The organism is Limnohabitans sp. INBF003 (assembly GCF_055396645.1).
In genome coordinates, this window is record NZ_AP029222.1 from 182,070 (window position 1) to 207,308 (window position 25,239).

The following is a 25,239-nucleotide window of genomic DNA, read 5'->3' on the forward strand; positions in this document are numbered from 1 at the left end:
CTGGACAGTGCCTAACGGTGTCAGTGGTTTCAGCCATCCATGTGTGGATAGACTGCGTGGAAAGCACGAATTCAACAGCGAGCCTGAATCAACTGCTCCAGAGTGCGTTTGAGCAGAGTCACTTCATCTGCACCGATTTCTGTGATCAACTGGGCCTCGTGCAGCCGGGCTTGGTTCAGCAAGGGTTTGACTTTGCGGTGGCCACCCGGCGTGAGGCTGACCAGCGACTGGCGTTTGTCGTGTGGGGCGTCAACGCGCTGGACCCAGCCGGCTTCTGCCATGCGGCCCACCAGCTTGGTCACGGTGGGCTGCTTGGTCAGCACGATGTCGGCCAGCTCGCCGATGCTCAGCGCGACCTTGCCCGCCAGGCTGGCCATGACGCGCCATTCCATCAGGCTCAAGCCGCTGGCTTCGACCACGGCGTGAAATTCGCTTGAAATCAAATGGCTGGCGCGGTCCAGCAGGTCGGCCAGGTAGTCGTCAACAAAACCCGGGGTCTCGCTCATGGCAGTTTTTGTGTGGTGTTGAACTGCCCTTGTTGAAACACCAAAGGCGGGCCCCCGTCGGCAAAGCCGCAGCGCTCGACTTCGCCCACAAAAATCACATGATCGCCTTCTTCGTAGCGACTGCGGTTGTGGCATTCAAACCAGGCCAGCGCGCCTTTCAAAATCGGCAGACCGGCTTGCCCCAGGCTGTAGTCGGTCTGGGCAAAGCGGTCGCCTCGGCCGGATGCAAAGCGTTGGCACAGATCCAGCTGATCTGCTGCCAGCACATTCACTACGTAATGTGTGCCCGCATGGAACAGGGGCAAGCTGCTGGCGCGGTGCCCTAGGCTCCACAACACCAAAGGTGGCGAGAGCGACACTGAATTGAACGAGCTGGCCGTGATGCCGACAAAGTGGCTGCTGGTCGAGTCGCCTTTTTGTGCGCCGGGTGCGAACGTGGTGATGACGGTCACGCCCGTGGCAAAGCGCGACAGGGCTTGCCTGAAGTGATGCGCATCGAAGTCTGGACTCAGTGGCAGGCTGGAATGGGGCGGGGTTGGGCGCATAGGGTCATTATGGATGAAATTACATGAATATTCATATAAACTGTTTTCGCAGAGGGGGTGGCTGAGTCGTGTGACAGCCCCAGCGTTCAGGAGAACAACATGTTGGTGGAAAAGATAGAACACAAGTGGCTGGCGGCATTCGTTCGCACCTTCACTTTGTGCAAAGTGCAGCCGGGTGAAGTGGTGGCCATTTTGGCCGAAACGCAGTCACGCTGCGTGAACGTCTAATTGGCCCGGCTGGCGCTGGAGGGCATGGACGCAAAGGTGTTTGAAGTGACCTTGACCACGCCTGCGCTCACCGCGCCTGTGCGCGCTGACGATGCCAACGGGCAAGCCCTGACCCCCGAGGCGGTGATGCAGCACTTGCAAAGCCGAATTGCCCGCTTCAAGCTGCCGCGCCGAGTGGTGTTCATGGACAGCCTGCCCAAGAGCGCTTTGGGCAAGGTGCTCAAACACCAGCTGCAAAAACTCCTGAAAAACCCTTAAAACCGCCGCTTTTCTTCGCCTGCGTGACAGCATTTGCGCAGGTGGGTGGCATCATGGTTTGCATCTGTTGCAAGGAGGCAAACATGGTCCATTTTTCAAAGTCATTCACGCGTCGTCCGGTGTTGGGCGTGGCTGCTGCCATCTTGTTGTCGACCACCACGGCGGCTTGGGCGCAGACCGCCTGGCCCAACAAACCCGTCAAGATCGTGGTGCCTTTCGCACCCGGTGGTACCACCGACATCCTGGCCCGCGCCATCGCGCCGGACTTGGGCAAGGCCTTTGGTCAGCAGTTCGTGGTCGAAAACAAAGGCGGTGCGGGCGGCAATCTGGGAGCCGAGCAAGTGGCCAAGTCGGCGGGCGATGGCTACACCCTGCTCATGGGCACGGTGGGCACGCACGGCATCAACCGCGCCTTGTACGCCAAGCTGCCTTATGACCCCTTCAAGGACTTTGTGCCCATCACTTTGGTCGCGGGCGTGCCCAACGTGATGGTGGTCAACACCGAAAAAGCGGCGGCCAACAAGATCAACAACGTCAAAGACTTTATCCGTTACGCCAAAACCAACCCCGGCAAGCTGAACATGGCCTCCAGCGGCAACGGCACCTCTATCCATTTGGCGGGTGAGCTGTTCAAGTCGCAAACGGGCACCTTCATGGCGCACATCCCTTACCGCGGCTCAGGCCCGGCCCTGCTCGACTTGGCGGGCGGCAGCATGGACGTGATGTTCGACAACCTGCCCTCGGCCATGCAGCTCATCAAGGCGGGCAAACTCAAGGCGCTGGCCGTGACCAGCAACCAGCGCTCAGCCGCCATGCCCGACTTGCCCACCGTGGAAGAAGCCGCCGGCCTCAAAGGCTTTGAAGCCAGCAGCTGGTTTGGCTTGCTGGCCCCCGCAGGCACGCCCCCTGATGTGGTCAGCCGCATCCAGCAAGAAGTCGCCAAGTCGCTCGCCACACCTGCCATGAAAGAACGCCTGGCCACCTTGGGCGCTATCCCCAGCGGCAACACGCCCGCACAGTTTGCTGCGCTGATCGAAGCCGAGCACAAGAAGTGGGCCGAAGTCGTCAAAGCCTCGGGTGCCAAGGTCGACTGATCGCTTGCAGGCAAGCTCCTACAAGGCAGAACCGTTTGCGGGGCAGGCTACGACGGTGCGCCGGTTTTTTCTAGGAGCTTGCCTGCAAGCGATGGCCCGCAGACCACAGCACTCGCTCAAGCCCCGCAGCACTTCTTGTATTTCTTACCGCTGCCGCACGAACACGCATCGTTGCGCCCGGGCGTGGCTTCTTTGATGACCTGGGCCACACGCGGGCCAATGTTGCGCCAGATCTCGCGCAGGTCGTACACCGCCCACAGCGCTTCGCCATAAGCGTTCAGGCGGTTTTCGCTCACGCTGGGTGGGCCGTCTTCTGACAAGGCCGACAAGGTGGGCACATCGGTGTCGTCTTCGGTCAGGGCCACGACGGCTTCGAGCGACAAGTCATGCCACTTGGTGGCCTCTTTGTCTTTGGGCGCAGCCCACTCTTCGGGCCAGTTTTCTACTGCGAACATGAAGCCCAGCGCCCAGACTTGGGCAAACGACGGAATCTCGCTGTCGTCAATCTCGGCGCGTTCCTCGGGTGGCAGCGACGCAATCGCACCGCGCACATCCATCACCTCCGGGGCATAGGCCTTGTCGTCGTCCAGCGCTTCCACGGGGGTGTCGAGTGCGAGCTTGATCTCGTCAAAGCGGCGCTGCCACAAAGCCATGAACTGCTGGCGCTGAGCGTCGTCGGCAAAGCTGCCGCCTTCTGCATCGTCCGCGTCAATGCCCAGCAGCATCGGCAGCCACTCGTTTTCTGCCAGCGGGCGGCGGCAGCAAACCAGCGCGGCCATGAAGCCTTCGCAAAATTCCCACTGGGGCGTCTCTTCAAAGCGCTCGCGCAGGTCGTCCAGGATGTTGTCCAGGGTGTCAAAGTCTTCGGCTTCCAAGCCAGCAGTCGTGTTCATGGGGTGTTCCTTTTGCAATGCGAGGATTGTAGGAGGAGCGTCGGCTGGCGACCGGTTCAGGGCGTGACCGGGTTCATCACCACGCCGCAGCGGGCCAGGCGGTTTTTCATGCAGAGCACTTGTGCGTCTTTGCTGTGCAGGGCGGCGGTGTGGGCGACGGCCAGGTCGATGAACTTTTGGTCGTCGGGGTCTTTGCAGACGTATTCGGCTTTGGGCGCGTCGGGGTGCAGCTGGGCGTGGCGGTCAAAGTGGCTGAGCACGGCGCTGGCAGGCAGTTCGCGGTGCGTCAGGCGCTTGGCGATTTGCGGGTAGGCCAGCACGCGGGCCAGCTCCTCGCGCATGGCGGCGGTGGCCAGCCAGTGCGTGCGGCCGGTTTCGACGCTCACTCGCAGGACTTCGGCCTTGGGTTCGTCAAACACCCACAGGTCGAGCACGATGTTGGTGTCCAGCACGCAGCGTGTTGGGGCTTGAGCGAAGTCTGCACTCAGACATTCGCTCAGAACCGTGCCCACCTCAACGCTCACCTCCAGGCTCATGGGGCAGACGTTCCCGATGTGTCGGGTTCGGGCGTGCCCGCTGGGCTGTTGGGGCCATCGTTGGGCGTGCGCTTCAAGCTGCCCTTGATCATGTCAAAGCGGAACAGGCGGCATTCGATGGGACCGTTCCACATGGGCACGCGGCGCGATTCTTTCAGGCGCATTTTGCCGGGCAGCTTCAGGTCGGGCGTGAGCATCCAGGCGCTCCAGCCGCTGTAGTTCTTCTTCCAGTGGCTGGCCAGTTGGGCAAAGAAGTCGCCGCCGTCGTCGGTCTGGGCGGTTTCGCGGTGGTGGCTTTGGTCGGCGGCACGGGAACTTGCACGGGCATCCGAAAGGGCACCAGGTTGGAAGTTGTCACGCCCGCGCCCGGCCACACCCGCTGCGGCGATCCGCTCGCCATAAGGTGGGTTGAGCAGCATGATGCCGGGTGTTTCGCAAGGCGGCATGCGTTGCAACGCGTCGCCACCCCGGAACTCGATCACGCCCGACACCCCTGCGCGCTCGGCATTGCGCTCGGCAAAGTCAACCATGCGGAAGGCCACGTCGCTGCCAAAGATGGGCGCGGTGGGTTCGTGCTCCAGATCGCGGGCTTCTTCGATCAGGCCTTGCCACACGTGGTTCTGGAAGGGCAATAGCTTTTCAAAACCAAAGCGCCGCTGCAAACCGGGGGCAATGCCGCAGGCGATTTGAGCCGCTTCGATCGGGATGGTGCCGCTGCCGCAGCAGGGGTCATACAAAGGCACGGTGGCGTCCCAGCCACTGGCCGCGATCATGGCGGCGGCCAGGGTTTCCTTCAAAGGCGCGTCGCCCTTGTCGGTGCGCCAGCCGCGCTTGAACAGCGGCTCACCCGAGGTGTCGATGTAGAGCGTGAGGGTTTCGGGCGTGACGTGGGCATAAATGCGCACATCGGGCCAGGTGGTGTCCACGCTGGGGCGCTCGCCGCGTTTGGCGCGAAAACGGTCGGCCACCGCGTCTTTTATTTTGAGGGCCGCAAAGTTCAGGCTGGTCAGCGGGCTGTGTTGCGCCGTGATGTCGATTTTGAAGGTTTGTTTGGGTGTGAACCAGATTTCCCAGGCCACTTCGCTGGCGGCGTTGTACAGGTCGTTTTCGTTGCGGTAGTCGGTCACCGACAGCTGCACCAGCACGCGCTGGGTCAGGCGGCTGTGCAGGTTGATGCGCATGGCGTCGCGCCAGGAGGCGCGGGCCATCACGCCGCCGCGTCCGGTCATCAGGTCATGGCCGGTCAGCCCCGTGATGGCGTGGACCTCGTCGGCCAAAAAGCCCTCGACGCCAGCGGCGCAAGGCATGAACAGGTTCAATGAATTCACTCGAATACTCTCAAAGGGTTTTGCGCAGGTTCGCAGGCGCGATCTTCAGGGCTTCGCGGTATTTGGCCACCGTGCGCCGGGCGCAGTCGATGCCTTGCTCTTTCAGCATTTCGGAAATCTGGTTGTCAGACAGGGGTTTGGCCGGTTTTTCGGCCGCCACAAACTGCTTGATCAGCGCGCGCACGGCGGTGCTCGATGCCGCGCTGCCGCTGTCGGTGCCCAGGCCCGAGCCAAAGAAATACTTCAGCTCAAACGTGCCTTGCGGCGTGGACATGTATTTGGCCGTGGTCACACGGCTGATGGTGGACTCGTGCATGCCCAACTCGTCAGCGATTTCGCGCAGCACCAGCGGGCGCATGGCCAGCTCGCCGTGCGTCAAAAAGTTCTTTTGCCGCTCGACGATGGCGGTGGACACACGCAGGATCGTGTCAAAGCGCTGCTGGATGTTCTTGATGAACCAGCGGGCTTCTTGCAGGCGTTGTTGCAAGCCCGCGTGTGACGAGCCTTTGCTGCCACGCAGCGCGTTGGCATAGATGTCGTGCACGCGCAGCTTGGGCATCACGTCGGGGTTGAGCTGGATGCGGAATTTGGGCGTGGCCGTCTTGCTGGTGTTCACCACCAGCACGTCGGGAATGACGATGTTTTGTTCGGCCTGCGCAAACGGGCGGCCGGGTTTGGGCTCCAGCCGGGCAATGAACGGGATGGCGGCTTTGACCATGGCTTCGCTCAGGCCGCAGGCCACGGCCAGGCGCTTGAAGTCGCGTTTGGCCAGCATTTCCAGCGGCTGGGCACACACGGCCAGTGCGGCCTGGGTGACTTCGTCGTCGGGTGCGTCTTTGAGCAAGGCCTTGATCTGGATGCGCATGCACTCGGCCAAGTCGCGGGCACCCACGCCCACCGGTTCGAGCGATTGCAGCAAACCCAGCGCCACGGTGAAGCGGTGCACCAGTTCGTCCAGTTGTTCGTAGTCCTCGCTGCCTGCCAGACTGGCGGCCAGCTCGGGCAGGGTGTCGGTCAGGTAGCCATCGTCGTTGAGCGACTCGATCAGAAAGCGCAGGGCCGCGCGGTCAATCTCGGACAGGCGCAGCGACAAGGCCTGGCGGTGCAAAAAGTCGGTGAGCGAGCCGCTGCTGCGGGCCAGGTCGATGGCGTCGGCGGTTTCTTCGCCGTTGTTCTGGCGTGGTCCGGCGTCGCCGCCCCATTCGCTGTCGTCGGGGCGCATGTCCACGCTGCCGTCGCCGTCCCAGCTTTCGGCCACATCGGTCACGGCTTCGTCACGGGTTTCGCTGGCGCTGTCATCGCTGCTGCTGGCCGTGCTGGCTGTTTCACTGACGCGGTCGCCCAGACTCACTCGGGTGTCGGTCTGGTCCAGGCCAAAAGCCTCCATGGGGGCTTCTTCTTCGCTGCGCTCCAAAAACGGGTTGTCGTCCAGCATCTGGTCGACCTCTTGTGACAACTCCAGCGTGGACAGTTGCAGCAGGCGGATCGATTGTTGCAACTGGGGCGTCAGCGCCAGGTGCTGGGACATGCGAAGCGACAGACCGGGTTTCATGGCTGTGCTTTCAGGTAGTGTGCGGACGGTATGCGGTTCATCACATTCGGAAGTGTTCGCCCAGGTACACCCGGCGCACCTCGGTGTTGGACACGATCTCTTCGGGGGTGCCAGCCGCCAGCACGCGGCCTTCGCTGATGATGTAGGCGTGGTCGCAAATGCCCAAGGTCTCGCGCACGTTGTGGTCGGTGATGAGCACACCAATGCCACGTTGCTTGAGGAAGGCAATGATGCGCTGGATTTCGATGACGGCGATCGGGTCGATGCCGGCAAAGGGTTCGTCCAGCAAGATGAAGCGCGGGTCGGTGGCCAAGGCGCGTGCAATCTCGACCCGGCGTCGTTCGCCGCCAGACAAGGCCACGGCGGGCGAGTCGCGCAGATGGTCCACCCGCAGGTCGGCCAGCAGTTCACTCAGGCGTTTTTCAATGTCGGCCTGCGGCAGTGCCTGGCCTTGTGCATCGGTTTGCAGCTCCAGAATGGCACGCACGTTGTCGGCCACGCTCAACTTGCGAAAGATGGAGGCTTCTTGCGGCAGATAAGACAAACCCATGCGTGAGCGCTTGTGGATGGGCATGCGCGTCACGTCTTCGCCGTCGATCAGTATCTGGCCGCCATCACCGCGGACCAAGCCCACGATCATGTAAAACGAGGTGGTTTTGCCAGCGCCGTTGGGGCCCAGCAGACCGACCACTTCGCCCTTGCCTACCTGCACGGAGACATCGTGCACCACCTTGCGGCTGCCATAGGCCTTTTTCAGGTGGTGTGCTTCCAGTCGACTGGTCACCAGTGGCTCGCTCATGGTTTTTGACTTTCGCCTGCACTCGGGCTGGTCCGCAGTGCGGGGGCTGCCGAAGTCGGTGCCGTTGTGGGGGGCGACGGCGTGACCGTTTTCCGGGGGGTCAGCACAGCGCGCACACGTTGGTCGCGCGGGTCTGTGGCTTTGGCACCTTTGGGGGGGGCATCAACGGTCATCACTTCGGTGGTGTTGTTGAAGACGATTTTTTCGCCATTGATTTGGTCGGCCAATTCCGTGCCGCGCAAAATCCGGACCTCTGCCCGCTGGATCAGTGTCACCACATCGGCCTGGCTGTCGTAAATGGCCATTTCGCCTTCGCCTTCGGTGAACTCGTCGACCCCTTCGCGTTTCTGGCGAAAGAACACCCGTTCTTTGGGCGCCGCCCAGACGTGAGCCACTTGTTGGCCTTGTTTGTCTTGTTGCACTTCCATGCGCGCACCGCGCAGCACCATGGTGCCCTTGAAAGCGACCACGTTGCCGATGAAATGGGTGAGCAGCTTGTTTTCGTCGTGGCGCATCGCATCCGCCTCAATGAGCATGGGCTTGTCTCGGTCGGCTTTTTCGGCCCAGGCAGGCGTGCAAAACAAGCTCAGCGCTGCGGCGAGGAGGCTGATGGTTCGGAGAATTGTCATTGGGGGCATGAATCTTGCTGATGACGAATTTTGATTGTAGAGGCAAGAGCGAGCAGATCGCTCTTGCTGCGTGTGCCAAGGCATAAAAAAAGCCCGCTCAGGTGACTCACCCGCGGGCTTGGGTTGGGCCTGCTGGCGCAGGCTCAGTTTTTCTTCTTGGCTGCTTTGGCGGTGCTTTGGGCAGGGCGCGACTGGGCGATCAGGGCTTCTGCCACTTTCAGCGCTTGCTCCATGCTGCCAGCCAGTGTGCCGTCCACGTAATAGCGGCCGGCCACCCCCAAGGAGGGCACGCCTTCGACTTTGAAGTCGTTTTGCAATTGGACCGCACGCTTGAGTTTGCTGGCCAGGCCAAACGATTTGTAGATCTCGTTGAACTTGACTTTGTCCAAGGGCTGCTTGTCTGCCCAGGCCAGCACGCTGGCATCGGTGTTGAGTGGCAGCTTTTCAATATGGACCGCAGCAAACACCTTGGCATGCAGGGTGTCGAGCAAATTCATGGCTTCGAGCGTGAAAAACAGGCGCTGCTGCGGCGCAAAGTCGTCGCGGAAAGACACTGGGATGCGGCGCACCACCACATCCTTGGGCGCATTTTTGACCCATTGGGCAAAGGTGGGCTCAAACGCATTGCAGTGGGGGCAGCTGTACCAAAAGAACTCGATGACTTCGACTTTGCCTGTGCCCGCTTCGGTGGCCACAGGACGGTCCAGCGTCAAGAAGTCTTTGCCGGACTTGAACACAACAGCTTGGGCCCAGGCGGCAGAGGTGCTGAGCCACGCGGAGGCAGTCACCAAGGCGGTAGAGAAGAAACGGCGTTTCATGGGGTGCTCCAGATCATGAAGGGTGGGTTCAGCGCTGAACACGCACCAAGGTGTTTTCAATGCCGCTGCCCTCCAGGCGGGTGCGAATCTTTTCAGCGGCGGCTTTGTCTGCAAAGGGGCCCAAGCGTACACGGAAGATGGTGCGGCCGGCTTGATCTCGCTCAGAGACCTTGGCATCCAGGCCCATCATGGCCAGCTTGGCTTTTTGGGCATCGGCGTCGTTGCTGGTCCGGTAAGCGCCGACCTGGATGACGTAGTCAAACGGATCGGCACTGGCGCTGGGGGCGGCAGGGGTTGAGAGCCCCGACTTGGATTTGGCCAAATCAGCCAAAGGGTCGGCAGTGACCGCTGGACGCGGCTCGGTCTTGCTGACTTCGGGTGTGCTTTTGACAGGTGCCGTGGGCGCGGGTTTGTCGGCGACGGCATTCGGTGCGGGTGTGGCGGTGGTGCTTGCGGGCACCTCTGCGGGTGGTTTGGGCTGGAACACACCGTTCGGATTCCAATCCTTGTTTTTCTGGCTTTCCTGCACGTCCTGGTCGTTGGTGCGTGGCTGGTTTTTGTTGGAAAAAGGTGTGGGCACCTTGGTCACATAAACGGCCACAGCCAAAGCCACACCCAGACCGAGCACCAGCCCGATGATGAAGCCCAGAAAAGTACCGCCGCGTTGGGGGTGGAGTTGCATGCTGTTGAGTCCGTTCACATTTTTTGGGGTGCTGACACGCCCAGTACTTGCAGGCCATTTTTGAGCACCTGTGCGGTGGCCGCGACCAGGGCCAGGCGGGCGGTCTTGACCGCTTCGTCGTCCACCAGGATGCGCTCGGCGTCGTAATAGCTGTGGTACAGCGAGGCCAGGTCGCGCAGGTAAAAGGTCACGTCGTGCGGCGCAAAGTCGGTGGCCGCAGACGTCAGCATCTCGGGGTACTTGGCCAAAGCCAGCATGAGCGCATGGGCTTGCGGGCTTTGCAGTGGCGACAAATCGGCCTTGGCCAAGGTGGCCACATCGCCACCGTCTTTTTCTTTCCAAGCGGCCAGCACCGAGCAGATGCGGGCGTGGGCGTACTGCACGTAATAGACCGGGTTGTCGTTGTTTTGCGCCAGCGCCAGGTCGATGTCGAAGATGTATTCGGTGTCGGGCTTGCGCGACAGCAAGAAGAAGCGCACCGCGTCCTTGCTGGTCCACTCGATCAGGTCGCGCAGCGTGACATAGCTGCCGGCACGCTTGGAGATCTTGACCTCTTCGCCGCCCCGCATCACGCGCACCATGGTGTGCAGAACGTAGTCGGGGTAGCCCTCGGGAATGCCCACGCCTGCAGCCTGCAGGCCTGCGCGCACCCGGGCAATCGTGCCGTGGTGGTCGGTGCCCTGGATGTTCACCACACGGCCAAAACCGCGCTCCCATTTGGTGATGTGGTAGGCCACATCGGGCACAAAGTAGGTGTAGGTCCCGTCGCCCTTGCGCATGACGCGGTCCTTGTCGTCACCGTAGTCGGTGGACTTGAGCCACAGCGCACCGTCGTGCTCATAGGTCTTACCCGCTTCGCGCAGTTTTTGCACGGCGGCGTCGACCTTGCCGCTGGTGTAGAGGCTCGACTCCAGGTAATAGTTGTCAAACTGGACATCAAAGGCCTTCAAGTCCAGGTCTTGCTCGTGGCGCAGGTAGGCCACGGCAAACAGGCGCATGCCGTCCAGATCGTTCAAGTCACCGCTGCCTGTGAATTCGCGGTCATCGGACTTGACGGTCTTTTTAGCCATGAAGTCGTTGGCGATGTCCTGGATGTAGTCACCGTTGTAAGCCGGTGCATTTTCGCCACTGGGCCACTCGGCATCGCCCGGCTTGAAGCCCTTGGCGCGCAGCTGGGTGGAGTTGGCCAAAGTGCCAATCTGCACGCCCGCATCGTTGTAATAAAACTCGCGGTAGACCTGCTGCCCCTGTGTGGCCAGCAGGTTGCAGATCGCGTCGCCCAAGGCGGCTTGGCGGCCATGGCCCACATGCAGGGGGCCGGTGGGGTTGGCCGAGACGAACTCGACCAGCACTTTGTCGGTTTTGGCGCTTTGGCTGCCAAAGTCGGCACCGGCTTGCAGCACCTCGTGGACCACCGCCTGCTTGGCCGCGTCCTTGAGACGGATGTTGATGAAGCCTGGCCCGGCGATCTCGATCGCGTCCACCCAGCGTTCAAATGCGGGCGTCAACAACAAGGCCGTGCGCAGGGTTTCGGACAGCTGCCTGGGGTTTTGCTTGAGGGCCTTGGCCAGTTGCATGGCGGCCGTGCAAGCCAGGTCACCGTGGGAGGCCACTTTGGGGGATTCAAATGCCGCGCGCGCACCGGCGCCGGGTTGGAGTTTTTCAAGCTCTGCGGCCAGGGCCGTGAGCAAATGTTGTTTGGCAGAAAGCATAGGGAGCGATTTTACGGGGATGGGGTGGCTTGCCGCCGGGGTGCCTGCAGCAGGGGGCGTTTTTCTGTGCGGCCATTACAGTTGCTCACAAGGGGTGTCGACCTGCGGCGGTTTTTGCGCGTTAATGAAGGGTCTGCACATCCGTGCAGCATTGATCATCTTTTTGGGAGTTCATTCATGCGTCATTCCATCTCTGTTGCTGCTTTGGGTTTTGCCTTGGTTTCTGGCATGGCTTTCGCTGCGGGTCCCGCTGCCAATGCGGCTTCTGCTGCTGCACCCGCTGCTGCCGCGTCGGCCCCCGCCGCAGAAAAAACCCCTCAGCAAAGCAAAATGGCCACCTGCAACAAGTCGGCCGAAGGCAAAAAGGGCGATGAGCGCAAAGCCTTCATGAAAGATTGTCTGAGTGCCAATAAACAAGAAAAACAGCAAAGCAAGATGAAAACTTGCAACGCTGAAGCCGCGGGCAAAAAAGGCGATGAGCGCAAGGCTTTCATGTCTGAATGCCTGAAAAAGTGATCTGAGGGCGTAGAAAGCGCACGCCTTTCCTGCCTGAAGTACATCGGCCCGGCTTGTCCGGGCTTTTTTGTGCCCGCAGGGGATCAATTGAGGCTTGTTTGCCAGTAACCGGCTTGAGCGTAGTGGTGTTTCAGGTAGTCAATCCACAGCCTCACCCGCAATGGCAAGTGCTTGCGCTGCGGGAACACCACAAAGATGCCGTTGGGCGGGGCGGCAAAGTCTTCCAGCACCGCCACCAGCTGGCCCGACTGGATTTCGCTTTCGACTTCCCAGGTGCTGCGCCAGGCAATGCCGTAGCCCGCCAGGCACCAGTCATGCAGCACTTGGCCGTCCGAACAGTCGAGCGGACCACCGGGGCGCAGGTGTGTGACTTCGTGGCCCGGTTCGGTTGGCGTGCGAAAAGCCCAGCCTCGGGTTTGTGAGGCATCGCTCGACAAGGTCAGGCAATCGTGCTGCAACAGGTCGGAGGGCTGCAAAGGCGTGCCGCGCCGCGCCAGGTAAGCCGGGGTCGCGACGCACAGGCGGCGGTTGTCGGCCATGCGCACGCTCACCAGAGACGAGTCGGGCATGTCGCCCACGCGCACGGCGCAGTCAAAACCCTCGGCCGCGAGGTCCACCACCCGGTCGCTCAGGTTGAGCGAAATCGACACATCGGGGTGCAGTTCGCGAAAACGCGGCACCAGCGGGGCCACATGGCGGCGGCCGAAACCGGCCGGGGCGGTGATGCGCAAATGCCCACTGGCCTTCACGCCGCCTGCTGACACACTGGCTTCGGCGTTGGCCACATCGGAGAGCAAGCGCTGACAATCCTCCAGAAAAGCGCTGCCTTCGTGGGTCAGGGTGATGCGCCGGGTGGTGCGCACCAGCAGCTTCACGCCCAGGTTTTCTTCCAGCGCATCGAGTCTGCGGCCAATGATGGCCGGGGCCACGCCCTCGGCCCGGGCGGCGGCGGTCAGGCTGCCTTTGGTGGCAACCGAGACGAAGGTTTCGAAGGCTTTGAGCTTGTCCATGCGCCCCGATTATGCGGGTTCAAGGTTGCAATGCTGCCGCCGCCGTGGGTGATTGGTGTGTGCAGAGGTGCTCAATAGCCGGGCCAGCCCTTGGGCAGGCCCGCCTCGGGCGTCATGCCATAGATGGGCTCGCCAGGCAGCCCGGCTTGCAGTGGGGCGCGTGCGGCCATGAGTTGGGTCAGGTCGATTCCAGTGGACACGCCCATGGCCTCGAACATGAAAACCAAATCTTCGGTCACCACATTGCCCGATGCCCCTGGCGCATAAGGGCAGCCGCCCAGGCCGCCGAGTGAACTGTCGAAGGTGCGCACGCCCGATTCGTAAGCGGCCAGGCAATTGGCCAGGCCGAGCCCCCGGGTGTTGTGCATGTGGGCCGAGCCTGTGAGAGCGCCGATTTCTTGAAACAGGCGCTTGAACAAGCGACTCACTTGCGCCGGGTTGCCCATGCCCGTGGTGTCCGACAGGCCAATCTCGTCCACGCCCGTTTCTGCCAGCAACACCGCCAGGCGGACCACATCGTCTTCGGGGACTGCCCCTTGCAAGGTGCAGCCAAAGGCGGTGGACATGCCCACCTCAACGGGCACGCCCGGCGCGATCTCGTCGCGCAAGCGCAAAACCGCCTTGACCTCTTCGACCATGGCTTCGGGCGTCTTGCGCACGTTGGCCATGGAGTGCGCAGGGCTGGCCGATACCGGGAGGGTGAGCTTTTGTGCGCCCGCTTGAAGTGCCGCTTGGGCGCCCCGCAGGTTGGGCACCAGGGCCATCACCCGCACGCCTGTGTGGCGCAAGGCATGCTGCACCACTTGCGCTGCATCGGCCATTTGCGGTAGCAGTTGGGCGGGCACGAACGAGGCGACTTCGATCTCGCGCAGCCCAGCAGCTGCCAGTGCATCGATCCAGCGCAGCTTGTCGGCGGTGGGCATGGTGGCTTTGACCGACTGCAGGCCATCGCGTGGGCCCACTTCGCTGATCAGGACCTCAGGGACATAGATGTTGGTCATGACACGATTAAACAACAGTGGATTTGTGCGGAAAAGTCATGGGTTTATGGCTTTTGAACGTGTTTATCTGCATGCAAACTTAGAATAAAGTCCTTTCTCACTGAATGGATGCGCTTGCCTTGTCCAATGGCAGTGTCCATTCAATGACCGATTTCCTGTTTTTCAACATCCTTTCGAGGTTTCCATGACTGCACGCACCGCGATCCACAACCTGCAAGTGGCCAACCCCCTGCTGAGTTTCATCAACGACCAGATGCTGCCCGCCACCGGCGTGGACAAAGACGTGTTCTGGAAAGGCTTCAACGACATCGTGGCCGACCTGGCCCCGAAAAACATCGCGCTGCTGGCCGAGCGTGACCGCATCCAGACCGCCATGGACGAGTGGCACACGGCCAACCCCGGCCCGGTCAGCGAAGGCAAGGCCATGAAGGCCTACCGCAAATACCTTTCGCAAATTGGTTACCTGGTGCCCGAGCCGCGCAATGCTCAGGCCACCACCGCCAACGTGGACGCCGAGCTGGCCAAGCTGGCTGGCCCGCAGCTGGTGGTGCCGATCTTGAATGCCCGCTACGCCCTGAACGCCGCCAACGCCCGTTGGGGCAGCTTGTATGACGCGCTGTACGGCACCGACGCGATCTCTGAGGCCGATGGTTGCGAAAAAGGCACCGGCTACAACCCCCAGCGCGGTGCCAAGGTCATCGACTACTGCCGCAACGTGCTCGACCGCTGTGCGCCGCTCAAGACCGGCTCGCATGTGGGCAGCAAGGGCTACGCCGTCAAAGCAGGCAAGTTGGTCGTGACCCTGGCCAATGGCAAGAGCACCACGCTGGCCGACGCCAAGCAGTTTGTCGGTTACACCGGCGATGCCAAGGCCCCCGCATCTGTGCTGTTCGTGCACAACGGCATCCACCTCGATCTGCAAATCAACAAGTCCACCCCCATCGGCAAGACCGACCCGGCGGGCGTGTCCGACCTGATCGCTGAAAGCGCCCTGTCCACCATCCTCGACCTCGAAGACTCGGTGGCCGCGGTGGACGCCGACGACAAAGTGCTGGCCTATGCCAACTGGTTGGGCATTTTGCAAGGTACGCTGAGCGAAGAAGTGCAAAAGGGCGGCAAGAGCTTCACGCGCACCATGAACGGTGACCGCGAGTACACTAAACCCACGGGCAAGGGCAGCGTCAAGTTACACGGCCGCTCGCTCATGTTTGTGCGCAACGTCGGTCACCTGATGACCAACCCCGCCATCCTCTACAAAGCCGCCGACGGCAGCACCAAAGAGATCCCCGAGGGCATCCTGGACGCCATGGTCACCGTGACCTGCGCCTTGGTCGATTTGCAGAAAAAGTCTTCGCACCCCCTGCGCAACAGCCGCACCGGCAGCGTCTACATCGTCAAGCCCAAGATGCACGGCCCGGCCGAAGTGGCCTTTGCCGACGAGCTGTTTGGCCGCGTCGAAAAAGTCATCGGCATGAAGCCCTCCACCGTCAAGCTGGGCATCATGGACGAAGAGCGCCGCACCAGCGCCAACCTGAAGGCTTGCATTGCCGCAGCCAAGAGCCGCGTGGCCTTCATCAACACCGGCTTCCTGGACCGCACCGGTGACGAAATGCACACCTGTATGCTGGCTGGCCCCGTCATGCGCAAGGGCGACATCAAGAACAGCGTCTGGCTGGGTGCTTACGAGAAAAACAACGTCAACGTGGGTCTGGCCTGCGGCCTGCGCGGTCGCGCCCAGATCGGCAAAGGCATGTGGGCCATGCCCGACCTGATGGCCGACATGTTGAAAGCCAAGATCGGCCACCCCCTGGCCGGTGCCAACACCGCTTGGGTGCCCAGCCCCACCGCCGCCACGCTGCACGCCATGCACTACCACCAGGTGGACGTGCCTGCCCTGCAAAAGCAGATGGAAAAGGCCGTGCTCAAGCAAGACGCCAAAGAATTGCGCGAAGCCACCCTCAACCAGTTGCTGCAGTTCCCGGTCGTTGCCAAAGACGCCGCCAACTGGTCCGAAGAAGACAAGCAAAAGGAACTCGACAACAACGCCCAGGGCATCCTGGGTTATGTGGTGCGCTGGGTCGACCAGGGTGTGGGTTGCTCCAAGGTGCCCGATATCAATGGCGTGGGCCTTATGGAAGACCGTGCCACGCTGCGCATCAGCAGCCAGCACATGGCCAACTGGCTGCACCACGGTGTGGTGACCGAAAAGCAGGTTCGCAAAACCATGGAGCGCATGGCCGCTGTGGTGGACGCACAAAACGCCGGTGATGCCGCTTACCAACCCATGGCCGGCAACTTCGCCAAGTCGGCCGCTTACAAAGCTGCTTGCGACCTGGTCTTCAAAGGCAAGGCCCAACCCAGCGGCTACACCGAGCCACTGCTGCACGCCTGGCGCTTGAAGGTCAAGGCGGCCTGAAAGCAGTCAGACCGGACACGGTCTGACACTTGAAAAACGGCTCCTTCGGGAGCCGTTTTGCTGTGTGTCATGCACTGCGATGCCGGGGATGCCTGAAAATAGGGCTTTTGGAGGGCGCGATGCGCTGGACAGACCGAACCCCCTCGTTGCCTGCAATCGATCCTTGCTGCTGCCCCTTGTGCGGACAGCCCAACGCCTGTGCCATGGCCACGCCCCAGACGACAGCCCAGACGGCCGAGGCGGTGCCCGCCGGGCCGTGCTGGTGCACGCGCGTGCACTTCAGCGTCGATTTGCTCAAGCAAGTGCCTGAAGCGGCGCGCAACAAGGCCTGCATTTGCGCGGCCTGTGTGGCTGCCTCTGAGGCCCAACCCCAAGGTGAGCGCGCATGAGCTTGGCCCAAGGCCCCCACAGCCTGCAGGCGTTGAAGGCGCGCTACGGCGAGCGCCACCGCTGGTTACTGCTGTTGTCGGTGATGCTGGGCTCGATGGCGGCGGTGATGTCCTCGACCATCATGAACGTGGCCATCCCGGACATGAGCCAGCACTTCACCCTGGGCCAAAGCCGGGTGCAGTGGGTTACCTCGGGCTTCATGGTGGCCATGACGGTGTCCATGCTCACCACGCCTTGGCTGCTGGCCCGCTACGGTTACCGGCGGGTGTACGAGGTGTGCATGTGGCTGCTGTTAGGGGGCGGCGTAGCGGGTGGTTTGGCCAACGACTTTCCGCTGGTTTTGGTGGCCCGTGTGGCCGAAGGCCTGGCAGCAGGCATTGTGCAGCCCATTCCCGCGATCATCATTTTGCGCGCCTTTGCGTCTGAAGAGCAGGGCCGTGCGAGCGGGCTGTTTGGCATGGGCGTGGTGCTGGCCCCGGCCATTGGCCCCAGCATCGGTGGTGTGTTGGTTGATGTGTTCGGCTGGCGCTCGATCTTTTTCATGGTGGTGCCGCTGGCCATGGTGGCGCTGTGGCTGTCGCGCCGCTATGTGCCCACCTCTGCGCCGGGCGGTGTGCAGGCCGATGCCGACAGCCCGGGTCTGGACTGGATCGGGCTGGCGCTGGCCAGCGTGTCCACCCTCATGCTGCTCAATGGCCTGGTGCAACTGCGTGGAGACGACCACACTGCCGCCATCATCCTGTTGGTGTTGGCGGGTCTGGGCATGGCGGCGTTTGTGGCTTGGCAACGTTACTTGTTGCAGCCCCGCAAGCGTTCTGCGCTGCGCGGCAGGGTGGGGGCGCCGGTTCGACAGGCCCAGCGTGGTCCGCTCATGAACCTGCAGGTGTTTGGCCACCGCAACTTTGCGATGGGGGCCTTGGTGTCGTTCACCTATGGCATCGCGTTGTTTGGCTCCACGTATTTGCTTCCGGTGTACATGCAAATGGGCTTGCGCTTGTCGCCGTCCTACATTGGCGCAGCATTGCTGCCAGCGGGCATTTTGCTGGCCGTGACCATCGCGCTCGTGGGGCGCTTGTCTGACCGTTACAAGCCAGCCCACTTGGTGAGCCTGGGCTTGGCCTTGTTGGCCTTGTCGTTTGCCCTCATGCCCTTGGTGCACCCGGCGGCGGGCTTGACTCTGCTGTGGGTGTTGGTGATTTTGGGGCGCATCGGTTTGGGCTTCATCTTGCCTTCACTCAATCTGGGCGCTTTGCGCCAATTGCCCAAAACCTTGATCCCGCAAGCCTCCAGCGTCATTGGCTTTGTGCGCATGCTGGGGGGCGCAGCGGGGGTGAGCATTTGTGCCATCGTGCTGGAATGGCGGCTGGCTTTTTATGCCGAAACGGCCACGGTGGCAGGCCGTGCGAATTTGCGGGCCTTCCATGAAACCTTTGTCTTCCTGGCCGTCATCACCGCACTGGCGCTTTTGGCCGCCTGGAAAATGGGCGAGTCCTCCGCCCCTCACAAGAAAGACTGAACCATGTGCCAACTGCTCGGCATGAACTGCAACACCCCGACCGATGTGACCTTCAGCTTCAGCGGGTTTGCACAGCGCGGCGGCATCACCGACCACCATGGTGACGGCTGGGGCATCGCCTTTTTTGAAGGCCAGGGTGTGCGCCATTTTGTGGACCACCAAAGCGCCAGCAGCTCGCCCGTGGCCGAGCTGATTCGCCGTTACCCGATCAAAAGTCGCAACGTCATTGCACACATCCGCAAGGCCACGCAGGGCGAGGTGAGCCTTGAAAACTGCCATCCGTTTGTGCGAGAGCTTTGGGGGCGTTATTGGGTGTTTGCGCACAACGGCAATTTGGTGGACTATGCTCCGCGGCTGCACGGCAGCTTCAAACCCGTGGGGCAGACCGACAGCGAGCGCGCGTTTTGCTGGCTCATGCAAGAGCTGGCCAAGTCACACGCCAGTGTGCCCAGCGTGTCCGAACTCAGTTGCACCCTGCGCGAACTGGTGCCGCAAATAGCCAAGCATGGCACGTTCAATTTTCTGTTGTCCAACGGGGAGGCCCAGTGGGCACACGCCAGCACACACTTGCACTATGTGCTGCGCAGGCATCCGTTCAACCGCGCCACACTGAGCGATGAAGACCTGAGCGTCAATTTTGCGGAGCACACCCGCGAGAACGACCGTGTGGCGGTGGTGGTGACGCAACCGTTGACCACCGACGAAGCCTGGGTGGCGTTTGAGCCAGGCCGGGTTTACACCTTTGAAGAAGGTGACTTGAGGCCGTAGCCCTTGCCGCGATCAGCGGCGGGCAAGTGCTGCGGCAACGGCGATGGGTAGCTTAAAGCGCCGCTTCTACCGCGTCCATGAACAGCGCCGCCACATCGCAGCCCATCTGGTCGGTGATTTCCTGAAAGCAGGTCGGACTGGTCACGTTGATCTCGGTCAGGCTGTCGCCAATGATGTCCAGGCCCACCAGCATGAGACCGCGTGCGAACAGGATCGGGCCCAGGGCTTCGGCAATTTCGCGGTCACGGGCCGAAATCGGCTGGGCCACGCCCTTGCCGCCAGCGGCCAGGTTGCCGCGCACTTCGCCTCCTTGGGGGATGCGGGCCAGGCAAAAGGGCACGGGCTTGCCGCCGATCAGCAGCACCCGCTTGTCACCCTGTGCAATGCCAGGCAAGAACTTTTGCACCATCACGGTTTGCGCGCCATCCCGGTTCAGTGTTTCAATGATCGCGCCCAGGTTCAGGCCGTCGGCCCCGACCTTGAAAATGCCCATGCCGCCCATGCCGTCCAAGGGCTTCAAGATGATGTCGCCGTGCGTGGCGTGGAACTCGCGGATGTCGGCCTCGTTGCGCGTGACCAGCGTGGGCGCGATGAACTGGGGGAACTCCATGATCGCCAGTTTTTCAGGGTGGTTGCGCAGTGCCGCAGAGCTGTTGAACACCTTGGCACCTTCGCGCTCGGCCTGACCCAGCAGGTGTGTGGCGTAGAAGTACTCGCTGTCAAAGGGTGGGTCTTTGCGCATGACCACCGCGTCAAAGTCTTTCAGCGCGGTGCGGCCGGTGGTGGTTTCTGTGAACCAGGTGGTCTTGTCACCGGTCAGCACAATTTCGCGCACCTGCGCCGACACCGCTTCGCCTTGCTGCCAGCGCACATCGGTCATCTCGCAGGCCACAACCTGGTGCCCGCGTTTTTGGGCTTCGCGCATCATCGAAAAAGTGGTGTCCTTGTAAATCTTGAACGATTCAAGGGGGTCGGCAACGAAGAGGATTTTCATGAATGGCATTTTAGGGTTGAGGCATTCCCCCCGCTGTCTTTCGGGTGTCTGACGCGGGGGGAGAAGGGGTACGCTTTATTGGAACGCCACTTCGGCAAAACTGCGCAGCTTGCGGCTGTGCAGCTGGGCGGGGCCTGCGGCGCGCAGCAATTCGAGCGCCCTTATGCCGATCTGCAGGTGTTGGTTGACCCGCTCGCGGTAAAAGTGGTTGGCCATGCCCGGCAGCTTGATTTCGCCGTGCAGCGGCTTGTCGCTCACGCACAGCAAAGTGCCATAGGGCACGCGAAAGCGAAAGCCGTTCGCGGCAATGGTGGCGCTTTCCATGTCGAGCGCGACGGCGCGGCTCTGGCTGAAGCGGCGCTGCGGTGTGTTGTCGGGCAGCAGTTCCCAGTTGCGGTTGTCGGTGCTGGCCACGGTGCCGGTGCGCATGAGCCTTTTGAGGTCCGCGCCATGGCAGCCCGTGACCTCGGACACCGCACGCTCCAGCGCCACCTGAATCTCGGCCAGCGCCGGAATCGGCACCCAAAGCGGCAGTTCTTCGTCGAGCACATGGTCTTCGCGCACATAGGCATGGGCCAGCACATAGTCGCCCAGCTGCTGGGTGGTGCGCAGGCCCGCGCAGTGGCCCAGCATCAGCCAACTGTGCGGGCGCAGCACCGCGATGTGGTCGGTGATGGTCTTGGCGTTGGCCGGGCCGACGCCGATGTTGACCATGGTGATGCCGCTGTGGTCTTCGCGCACCAAGTGGTAGCCGGGCATTTGCGGCAGGCGTGGCGGAGCCGCGCCCAAAGCGTCTTCGGGCTGGGCGCTCAGACCCACGCGGCGCGTGACCACATTGCCCGGCTCCACAAAGGCCACATAGGGGCTGTCGGGTTTGGCCATCTCGGCATGGCCCAGCGCGATGAATTCGTCGATGTAGAACTGGTAGTTGGTGAACAGCACAAAGTTCTGGAAATGCGCCGGGTTGGTGCCGCAGTAGTGGCGCAGGCGGTGCAGCGAGTAGTCGATGCGCGGCGCGGTGAACAGTGACAGCGGCGCGGGCTGGCCGGGGGCGGGCTCGTAGGTGCCGTTGGCAATGCCGTCGTCCATGGCCGTGAGGTCGGGCAGGTCAAACACCTCCCGCATCTGGGCGCGGCGCTCGGCGCTCATCTCGCCTTCGATGTGGTCGTTTTCGGCAAACGAAAAATGCACCGGAATCGGCAACTGGCTGGTGCCCACCTCCAGCGCCACGCCATGGTTGGCCAACAGCAGGGCAAACTGCTGGCGCAGGTACACGGCAAACAAATCGGGGCGCGTCAGTGTGGTTTCGTACCGCCCGGCCGTGGCCACAAAGCCGTAGCTCAGCCACTCGGACTCCAGGCTCTTGGGCGGCACCCAGCCGGTGGTGGTCTGTAGCCGCACAAAGGGATAGCAGGCGCGTACTTTGTCGACCATGGGCTCGCCAGCGACATAGCGGCGCATGGCTTCGCGCAGGTGGTTCAGGCTTTGCTCGTAGATGGCTTGCACCCGTGCCAGGGCGGCATCGGCGCTGTCGAATACCTCGGGGGCGATGAAGGGGATCGGTCTTTGCATGACCCCATTGTGCACACCTGGCATGACATTTTTCAGACATGCAGGCATGAAAAAACCCCCGGGGCACCTTGCGGTGCGCTCAGGGGCGGGTCAGGGGCGTGAAGCCCGGAGGCTTACATGTTGCGCCGGTACTGACCGCCCACCTCAAACAAGGCGTTGGTGATCTGGCCCAGCGAGCAGACCCGCACCGCGTCCATCAGCACCTCGAACACGTTGCCGTTGTCGATCACGGCTTGTTGCAGGCGCTTGAGCATCACGGGCGATTCGCTGGCATGCAGGGCGTGGAAGTCTTGCAGGCGCTTGAGCTGCGACTGCTTTTCTTCCTCAGTCGAGCGGGCCAGCTCCAGGCTTTCCAGCACTTCGTCGCCCTTGGGGTTGCGGAAGGTGTTGACGCCGATGATCGGCAGCTCGCCCGTGTGCTTGAGCATTTCGTAGTGCATGGATTCGTCTTGAATCTTGCCGCGCTGGTAGCCGGTTTCCATCGCGCCCAGCACACCGCCGCGCTCGGCGATCTTTTCAAACTCGGCCAGCACCATTTCTTCAACCAGCTCGGTCAGCTCGTCGATGATGAACGCGCCCTGGTTGGGGTTCTCGTTCTTGGCCAGACCCCATTCGCGGTTGATGATGAGCTGGATCGCCATGGCGCGGCGCACCGAGTCTTCGGTGGGTGTGGTGATGGCTTCGTCAAACGCGTTGGTGTGCAGGCTGTTGCAGTTGTCGTAGATCGCGATCAGCGCCTGCAGCGTGGTGCGGATGTCGTTGAACTGGATCTCTTGTGCGTGCAGCGAGCGGCCCGAAGTCTGGATGTGGTACTTGAGCTTTTGGCTGCGTTCGTTCGCGCCGTATTTCTCCTTCATGGCCACGGCCCAGATGCGGCGCGCCACGCGACCCAGCACCGTGTATTCGGGGTCCATGCCGTTGCTGAAGAAGAAGGAGAGGTTGGGCGCGAAGTCGTCGATGTGCATGCCGCGTGCCAGGTAGGCTTCCACAAAGGTGAAGCCGTTGGACAGCGTGAAAGCCAGCTGGCTGATGGGGTTGGCCCCGGCCTCGGCGATGTGGTAACCGCTGATCGACACGCTGTAGAAGTTGCGCACATCGTGGTGCACAAAGTACTGCGCGATGTCGCCCATGACCTTGAGTGAGAACTCGGTCGAGAAGATGCAGGTGTTTTGGCCTTGGTCTTCTTTCAGGATGTCGGCCTGCACCGTGCCGCGTACATTGGCCAGCACCCATTCCTTGATTTTGGTGGTCTCGGTCTCGGTGGGCTCGCGGCCGTTCTCGGCCTTGAACTTGTCGATGTTCTGGTCGATGGCCGTGTTCATGAACATGGCCAGGATCGAGGGCGCAGGGCCGTTGATCGTCATCGACACGCTGGTGGTCGGGTTGCACAGGTCAAAGCCCGAGTACAGCACTTTCATGTCTTCGAGGGTGGCCACGTTCACTCCCGAGTTGCCGATTTTGCCGTAGATGTCCGGACGCACGTCGGGGTCGTTGCCGTACAGTGTGACCGAGTCGAACGCGGTGGACAGGCGCTTGGCCGGCAGGCCTTCGCTCACCAGCTTGAAGCGGCGGTTGGTGCGGAAAGGGTCGCCTTCACCGGCGAACATGCGGGTCGGGTCTTCGCCCTCGCGCTTGAAGGCAAAGGTGCCCGAGGTGTAGGGGTAGCTGCCGGGCACGTTGTCCAGCATCAGCCACTTGAGCACTTCGCCGTCGTCTTCGTATTTGGGCAGCGCGACCTTGCGGATGGTGGTGCCGCTGAGCGATTTGGTGGTGAGGGCCGTTCGGATTTCCTTGTCGCGGATTTTCACCACGTACTCGTCGCCCGCATAGGCTTGTTGCATGTCAGGCCACTGGGCCAGCAGTTTGCGGGCGTGGGGGTCTTGGGTTTGTTCGCGTTGCACTGCCAGGTCAATCGCGGCTTCGGCGGCCTTGGCTCGGCCGGCTTTGCCCACTTCGAGCATGCGGGCGGCAGCGCGCAGTTGCTGGATTTCGCGTGCCATATGAGACTGGTCAATGGCGCGTTTTTTGTAGCCGCGCACGGTGTCGCTGATCTCGGCCAGATAACGGGTGCGGGCAGACGGTACCACCGGGTTCTGGTGGGTGCTGTGGCGCACGTTGACCGCCGGTAGACGGCCTTCGGTGGTGGGCATGCCCAGCTCGGCCAGACGGTTTTTCAGCGCCTGGTACAGCGCGGTCACGCCATCGTCGTTGAAGCGCGCGGCCATGGTGCCAAACACCGGCATCTGCTCGGTCGGCACCGTCCAGGCTTCCTTGTTGCGCTGCACCTGCTTGGCCACATCGCGCAGCGCGTCGCTGGCACCTTTGCGGTCGAATTTGTTGATGGCCACGAACTCGGCAAAGTCCAGCATGTCAATCTTTTCGAGCTGGCTTGCCGCGCCGAACTCGGGCGTCATCACGTACATGGGCACATCCACATGCGGCACGATGGCGGCGTCGCCCTGGCCGATGCCGGAGGTCTCGACCACGATCGCATCAAACCCGGCCACTTTGCAGGCAGCGATCACGTCGGGCAGGGCGGCCGAGATTTCAGAGCCGAAGTCACGCGTAGCCAGCGAACGCATGAACACACGCGAGCCGTTCGACCAGGGCGAGATGGCGTTCATGCGGATGCGGTCGCCCAGCAGCGCACCACCGCTCTTGCGGCGGGATGGATCGATGGAAATCACGGCCACGCGCAGCGCGTCGTCCTGGTCCAGGCGCAGGCGGCGGATCAGTTCATCGGTGAGGGATGACTTGCCTGCACCGCCGGTGCCGGTGATGCCCAGCACAGGCACTTTCTTTTGCGCAGCCTGCTCGCGCACGGCTTTGACCACGCCTGCATCGGCTTTGTCGTTTTCCAGCGCGGTGATCAGTTGGGCCAAGGCGCGCCAGTTCATCTCGCCGTGACCCTGAATCGCATCCACGGTTTTGGGGGCCAGTGGGCTCACGTCCTGGTCGCAGCGCATCACCATCTCGCCGATCATCCCGGCCAAGCCCATTTTTTGGCCATCTTCAGGGCTGAAGATGCGCACGCCTTTGTCGGCCAAAGCTCGGATTTCGGACGGCACAATCACGCCGCCACCGCCACCAAAGACTTGGATGTGCTCACCGCCTCGCGCCTTGAGCAGGTCCACCATGTAGCTGAAGTATTCGTTGTGGCCGCCCTGGTAGGAGCTGATGGCGATGCCCTGGGCGTCTTCTTGCAGTGCGGCGGTGACCACCTCGTCCACCGAGCGGTTGTGGCCCAGGTGGATGACTTCGGCCCCCATGCTCTGCAAAATGCGGCGCATGATGTTGATGGCGGCGTCGTGGCCGTCGAAAAGAGAAGCGGCGGTGACAAAACGCACCTTGTTGGTGGGACGGTATTCGGCCAGGGCTTTGAATTCGGCAGACAGATCGGTCATGGTTGTCTCTGTGTTGGTTCAGTTGACGTTGACGTAAACGTCAATCAAGACCCGCATCTTAGCCGTTGACGG

Annotated in this window: 24 protein-coding genes; 8 read left to right on the forward strand and 16 right to left on the reverse strand. The window is 62.0% G+C overall.

Annotated features, from left to right (window positions below; translation table 11 throughout):
* Positions 1 to 71 precede the first annotated feature (71 nt).
* Positions 72 to 506, reverse strand: coding sequence for a MarR family winged helix-turn-helix transcriptional regulator (locus ACZ5VE_RS00860; RefSeq protein WP_464456203.1), 435 nt, complete (start codon positions 504 to 506; stop codon positions 72 to 74).
* Complete coding sequence (locus tag ACZ5VE_RS00865; protein ID WP_464456204.1) at positions 503 to 1,051, reverse strand: flavin reductase family protein; 549 nt, start codon at positions 1,049 to 1,051, stop codon at positions 503 to 505. The genes ACZ5VE_RS00860 and ACZ5VE_RS00865 overlap by 4 nt, the downstream gene beginning before the upstream one ends.
* Positions 1,052 to 1,150: 99 nt before the next feature.
* Between ACZ5VE_RS00865 and ACZ5VE_RS00870 the strand changes: the two genes are divergently transcribed.
* The 3 genes from ACZ5VE_RS00870 (at position 1,151) to ACZ5VE_RS00880 (ending at position 2,631) form a co-directional block, all read left to right on the forward strand.
* Entirely contained in the window at positions 1,151 to 1,279 is a 129-nt protein-coding gene (locus tag ACZ5VE_RS00870) for a hypothetical protein (protein ID WP_464456205.1), read from the forward strand.
* 24 nt (positions 1,280 to 1,303) lie between these two features.
* A complete protein-coding gene (locus ACZ5VE_RS00875; RefSeq protein WP_464456206.1) occupies positions 1,304 to 1,537 on the forward strand; it encodes an AMP-binding enzyme in 234 nt (77 codons plus the stop codon).
* An 83-nt stretch (positions 1,538 to 1,620) separates the two neighbouring features.
* Entirely contained in the window at positions 1,621 to 2,631 is a 1,011-nt protein-coding gene (locus ACZ5VE_RS00880; protein ID WP_464456207.1) for a Bug family tripartite tricarboxylate transporter substrate binding protein, read from the forward strand.
* A 116-nt stretch (positions 2,632 to 2,747) separates the two neighbouring features.
* On the opposite strand, the gene ACZ5VE_RS00885 is transcribed toward ACZ5VE_RS00880, so the two are convergent.
* From ACZ5VE_RS00885 to argS, 9 genes are all read right to left on the reverse strand, one after another.
* Complete coding sequence (locus ACZ5VE_RS00885; protein WP_464456208.1) at positions 2,748 to 3,524, reverse strand: YecA/YgfB family protein; 777 nt, start codon at positions 3,522 to 3,524, stop codon at positions 2,748 to 2,750.
* 56 nt (positions 3,525 to 3,580) lie between these two features.
* Positions 3,581 to 3,976 carry a PIN domain-containing protein gene (locus tag ACZ5VE_RS00890; RefSeq protein WP_464457411.1) on the reverse strand — a complete coding sequence of 132 codons (396 nt, stop codon included), beginning with the start codon at positions 3,974 to 3,976 and terminating at the stop codon, positions 3,581 to 3,583.
* A gap of 80 nt (positions 3,977 to 4,056) precedes the next feature.
* Positions 4,057 to 5,388, reverse strand: coding sequence for a THUMP domain-containing class I SAM-dependent RNA methyltransferase (locus ACZ5VE_RS00895; protein ID WP_464456209.1), 1,332 nt, complete (start codon positions 5,386 to 5,388; stop codon positions 4,057 to 4,059).
* Between the two features lie 10 nt (positions 5,389 to 5,398).
* Positions 5,399 to 6,940, reverse strand: coding sequence for an RNA polymerase factor sigma-54 (locus ACZ5VE_RS00900; RefSeq protein ID WP_464456210.1), 1,542 nt, complete (start codon positions 6,938 to 6,940; stop codon positions 5,399 to 5,401).
* Between the two features lie 40 nt (positions 6,941 to 6,980).
* Positions 6,981 to 7,739, reverse strand: a complete 759-nt coding sequence (gene lptB, locus ACZ5VE_RS00905; RefSeq protein WP_464456211.1) for an LPS export ABC transporter ATP-binding protein — start codon at positions 7,737 to 7,739, stop codon at positions 6,981 to 6,983.
* Positions 7,736 to 8,368, reverse strand: a complete 633-nt coding sequence (lptA, locus tag ACZ5VE_RS00910; protein WP_464456212.1) for a lipopolysaccharide transport periplasmic protein LptA — start codon at positions 8,366 to 8,368, stop codon at positions 7,736 to 7,738. Before lptA ends, lptB begins: the two co-directional genes overlap by 4 nt.
* Before the next feature lie 143 nt (positions 8,369 to 8,511).
* Entirely contained in the window at positions 8,512 to 9,186 is a 675-nt protein-coding gene (locus tag ACZ5VE_RS00915) for a thiol:disulfide interchange protein DsbA/DsbL (protein WP_464456213.1), read from the reverse strand.
* 28 nt (positions 9,187 to 9,214) lie between these two features.
* Positions 9,215 to 9,868 carry an SPOR domain-containing protein gene (locus tag ACZ5VE_RS00920; RefSeq protein ID WP_464456214.1) on the reverse strand — a complete coding sequence of 218 codons (654 nt, stop codon included), beginning with the start codon at positions 9,866 to 9,868 and terminating at the stop codon, positions 9,215 to 9,217.
* A gap of 14 nt (positions 9,869 to 9,882) precedes the next feature.
* Positions 9,883 to 11,580 (reverse strand): arginine--tRNA ligase, encoded by a 1,698-nt coding sequence (gene argS, locus ACZ5VE_RS00925; RefSeq protein WP_464456215.1) that lies wholly within the window; start codon positions 11,578 to 11,580, stop codon positions 9,883 to 9,885.
* A gap of 177 nt (positions 11,581 to 11,757) precedes the next feature.
* Here argS and ACZ5VE_RS00930 point away from each other — a divergent pair, with 177 nt between their 5' ends.
* Positions 11,758 to 12,096, forward strand: a complete 339-nt coding sequence (locus ACZ5VE_RS00930) for a PsiF family protein (protein WP_464456216.1) — start codon at positions 11,758 to 11,760, stop codon at positions 12,094 to 12,096.
* Positions 12,097 to 12,179: 83 nt separating this feature from the next.
* Here the strand turns inward: ACZ5VE_RS00930 and ACZ5VE_RS00935 are convergent, their stop codons facing one another.
* Both ACZ5VE_RS00935 and ACZ5VE_RS00940 read right to left on the reverse strand, forming a co-directional pair.
* Positions 12,180 to 13,106 carry a LysR family transcriptional regulator gene (locus tag ACZ5VE_RS00935; RefSeq protein ID WP_464456217.1) on the reverse strand — a complete coding sequence of 309 codons (927 nt, stop codon included), beginning with the start codon at positions 13,104 to 13,106 and terminating at the stop codon, positions 12,180 to 12,182.
* A 71-nt stretch (positions 13,107 to 13,177) separates the two neighbouring features.
* Positions 13,178 to 14,107, reverse strand: coding sequence for a hydroxymethylglutaryl-CoA lyase (locus ACZ5VE_RS00940; RefSeq protein ID WP_464456218.1), 930 nt, complete (start codon positions 14,105 to 14,107; stop codon positions 13,178 to 13,180).
* A gap of 184 nt (positions 14,108 to 14,291) precedes the next feature.
* Here ACZ5VE_RS00940 and ACZ5VE_RS00945 point away from each other — a divergent pair, with 184 nt between their 5' ends.
* The 4 genes from ACZ5VE_RS00945 (at position 14,292) to ACZ5VE_RS00960 (ending at position 19,197) form a co-directional block, all read left to right on the forward strand.
* Positions 14,292 to 16,523, forward strand: a complete 2,232-nt coding sequence (locus ACZ5VE_RS00945) for a malate synthase G (protein WP_464456219.1) — start codon at positions 14,292 to 14,294, stop codon at positions 16,521 to 16,523.
* 119 nt (positions 16,524 to 16,642) lie between these two features.
* Positions 16,643 to 16,912, forward strand: a complete 270-nt coding sequence (locus tag ACZ5VE_RS00950; RefSeq protein ID WP_464456220.1) for a cysteine-rich CWC family protein — start codon at positions 16,643 to 16,645, stop codon at positions 16,910 to 16,912.
* Complete coding sequence (locus tag ACZ5VE_RS00955; protein ID WP_464456221.1) at positions 16,909 to 18,429, forward strand: MFS transporter; 1,521 nt, start codon at positions 16,909 to 16,911, stop codon at positions 18,427 to 18,429. Before ACZ5VE_RS00950 ends, ACZ5VE_RS00955 begins: the two co-directional genes overlap by 4 nt.
* 3 nt (positions 18,430 to 18,432) lie before the next feature.
* Positions 18,433 to 19,197 carry a class II glutamine amidotransferase gene (locus ACZ5VE_RS00960; protein ID WP_464456222.1) on the forward strand — a complete coding sequence of 255 codons (765 nt, stop codon included), beginning with the start codon at positions 18,433 to 18,435 and terminating at the stop codon, positions 19,195 to 19,197.
* Positions 19,198 to 19,249: 52 nt separating this feature from the next.
* Here ACZ5VE_RS00960 and gshB read toward each other — a convergent pair whose 3' ends face one another.
* From gshB to icmF, 3 genes are all read right to left on the reverse strand, one after another.
* Positions 19,250 to 20,191: a glutathione synthase gene (gene gshB, locus ACZ5VE_RS00965; protein ID WP_464456223.1), complete on the reverse strand. Its 942-nt coding sequence runs from the start codon at positions 20,189 to 20,191 to the stop codon at positions 19,250 to 19,252.
* A 75-nt stretch (positions 20,192 to 20,266) separates the two neighbouring features.
* Positions 20,267 to 21,763, reverse strand: coding sequence for an AMP nucleosidase (locus tag ACZ5VE_RS00970; RefSeq protein WP_464456224.1), 1,497 nt, complete (start codon positions 21,761 to 21,763; stop codon positions 20,267 to 20,269).
* Positions 21,764 to 21,876: 113 nt separating this feature from the next.
* Positions 21,877 to 25,167, reverse strand: a complete 3,291-nt coding sequence (gene icmF, locus ACZ5VE_RS00975) for a fused isobutyryl-CoA mutase/GTPase IcmF (RefSeq protein WP_464456225.1) — start codon at positions 25,165 to 25,167, stop codon at positions 21,877 to 21,879.
* Positions 25,168 to 25,239: the final 72 nt, after the last annotated feature.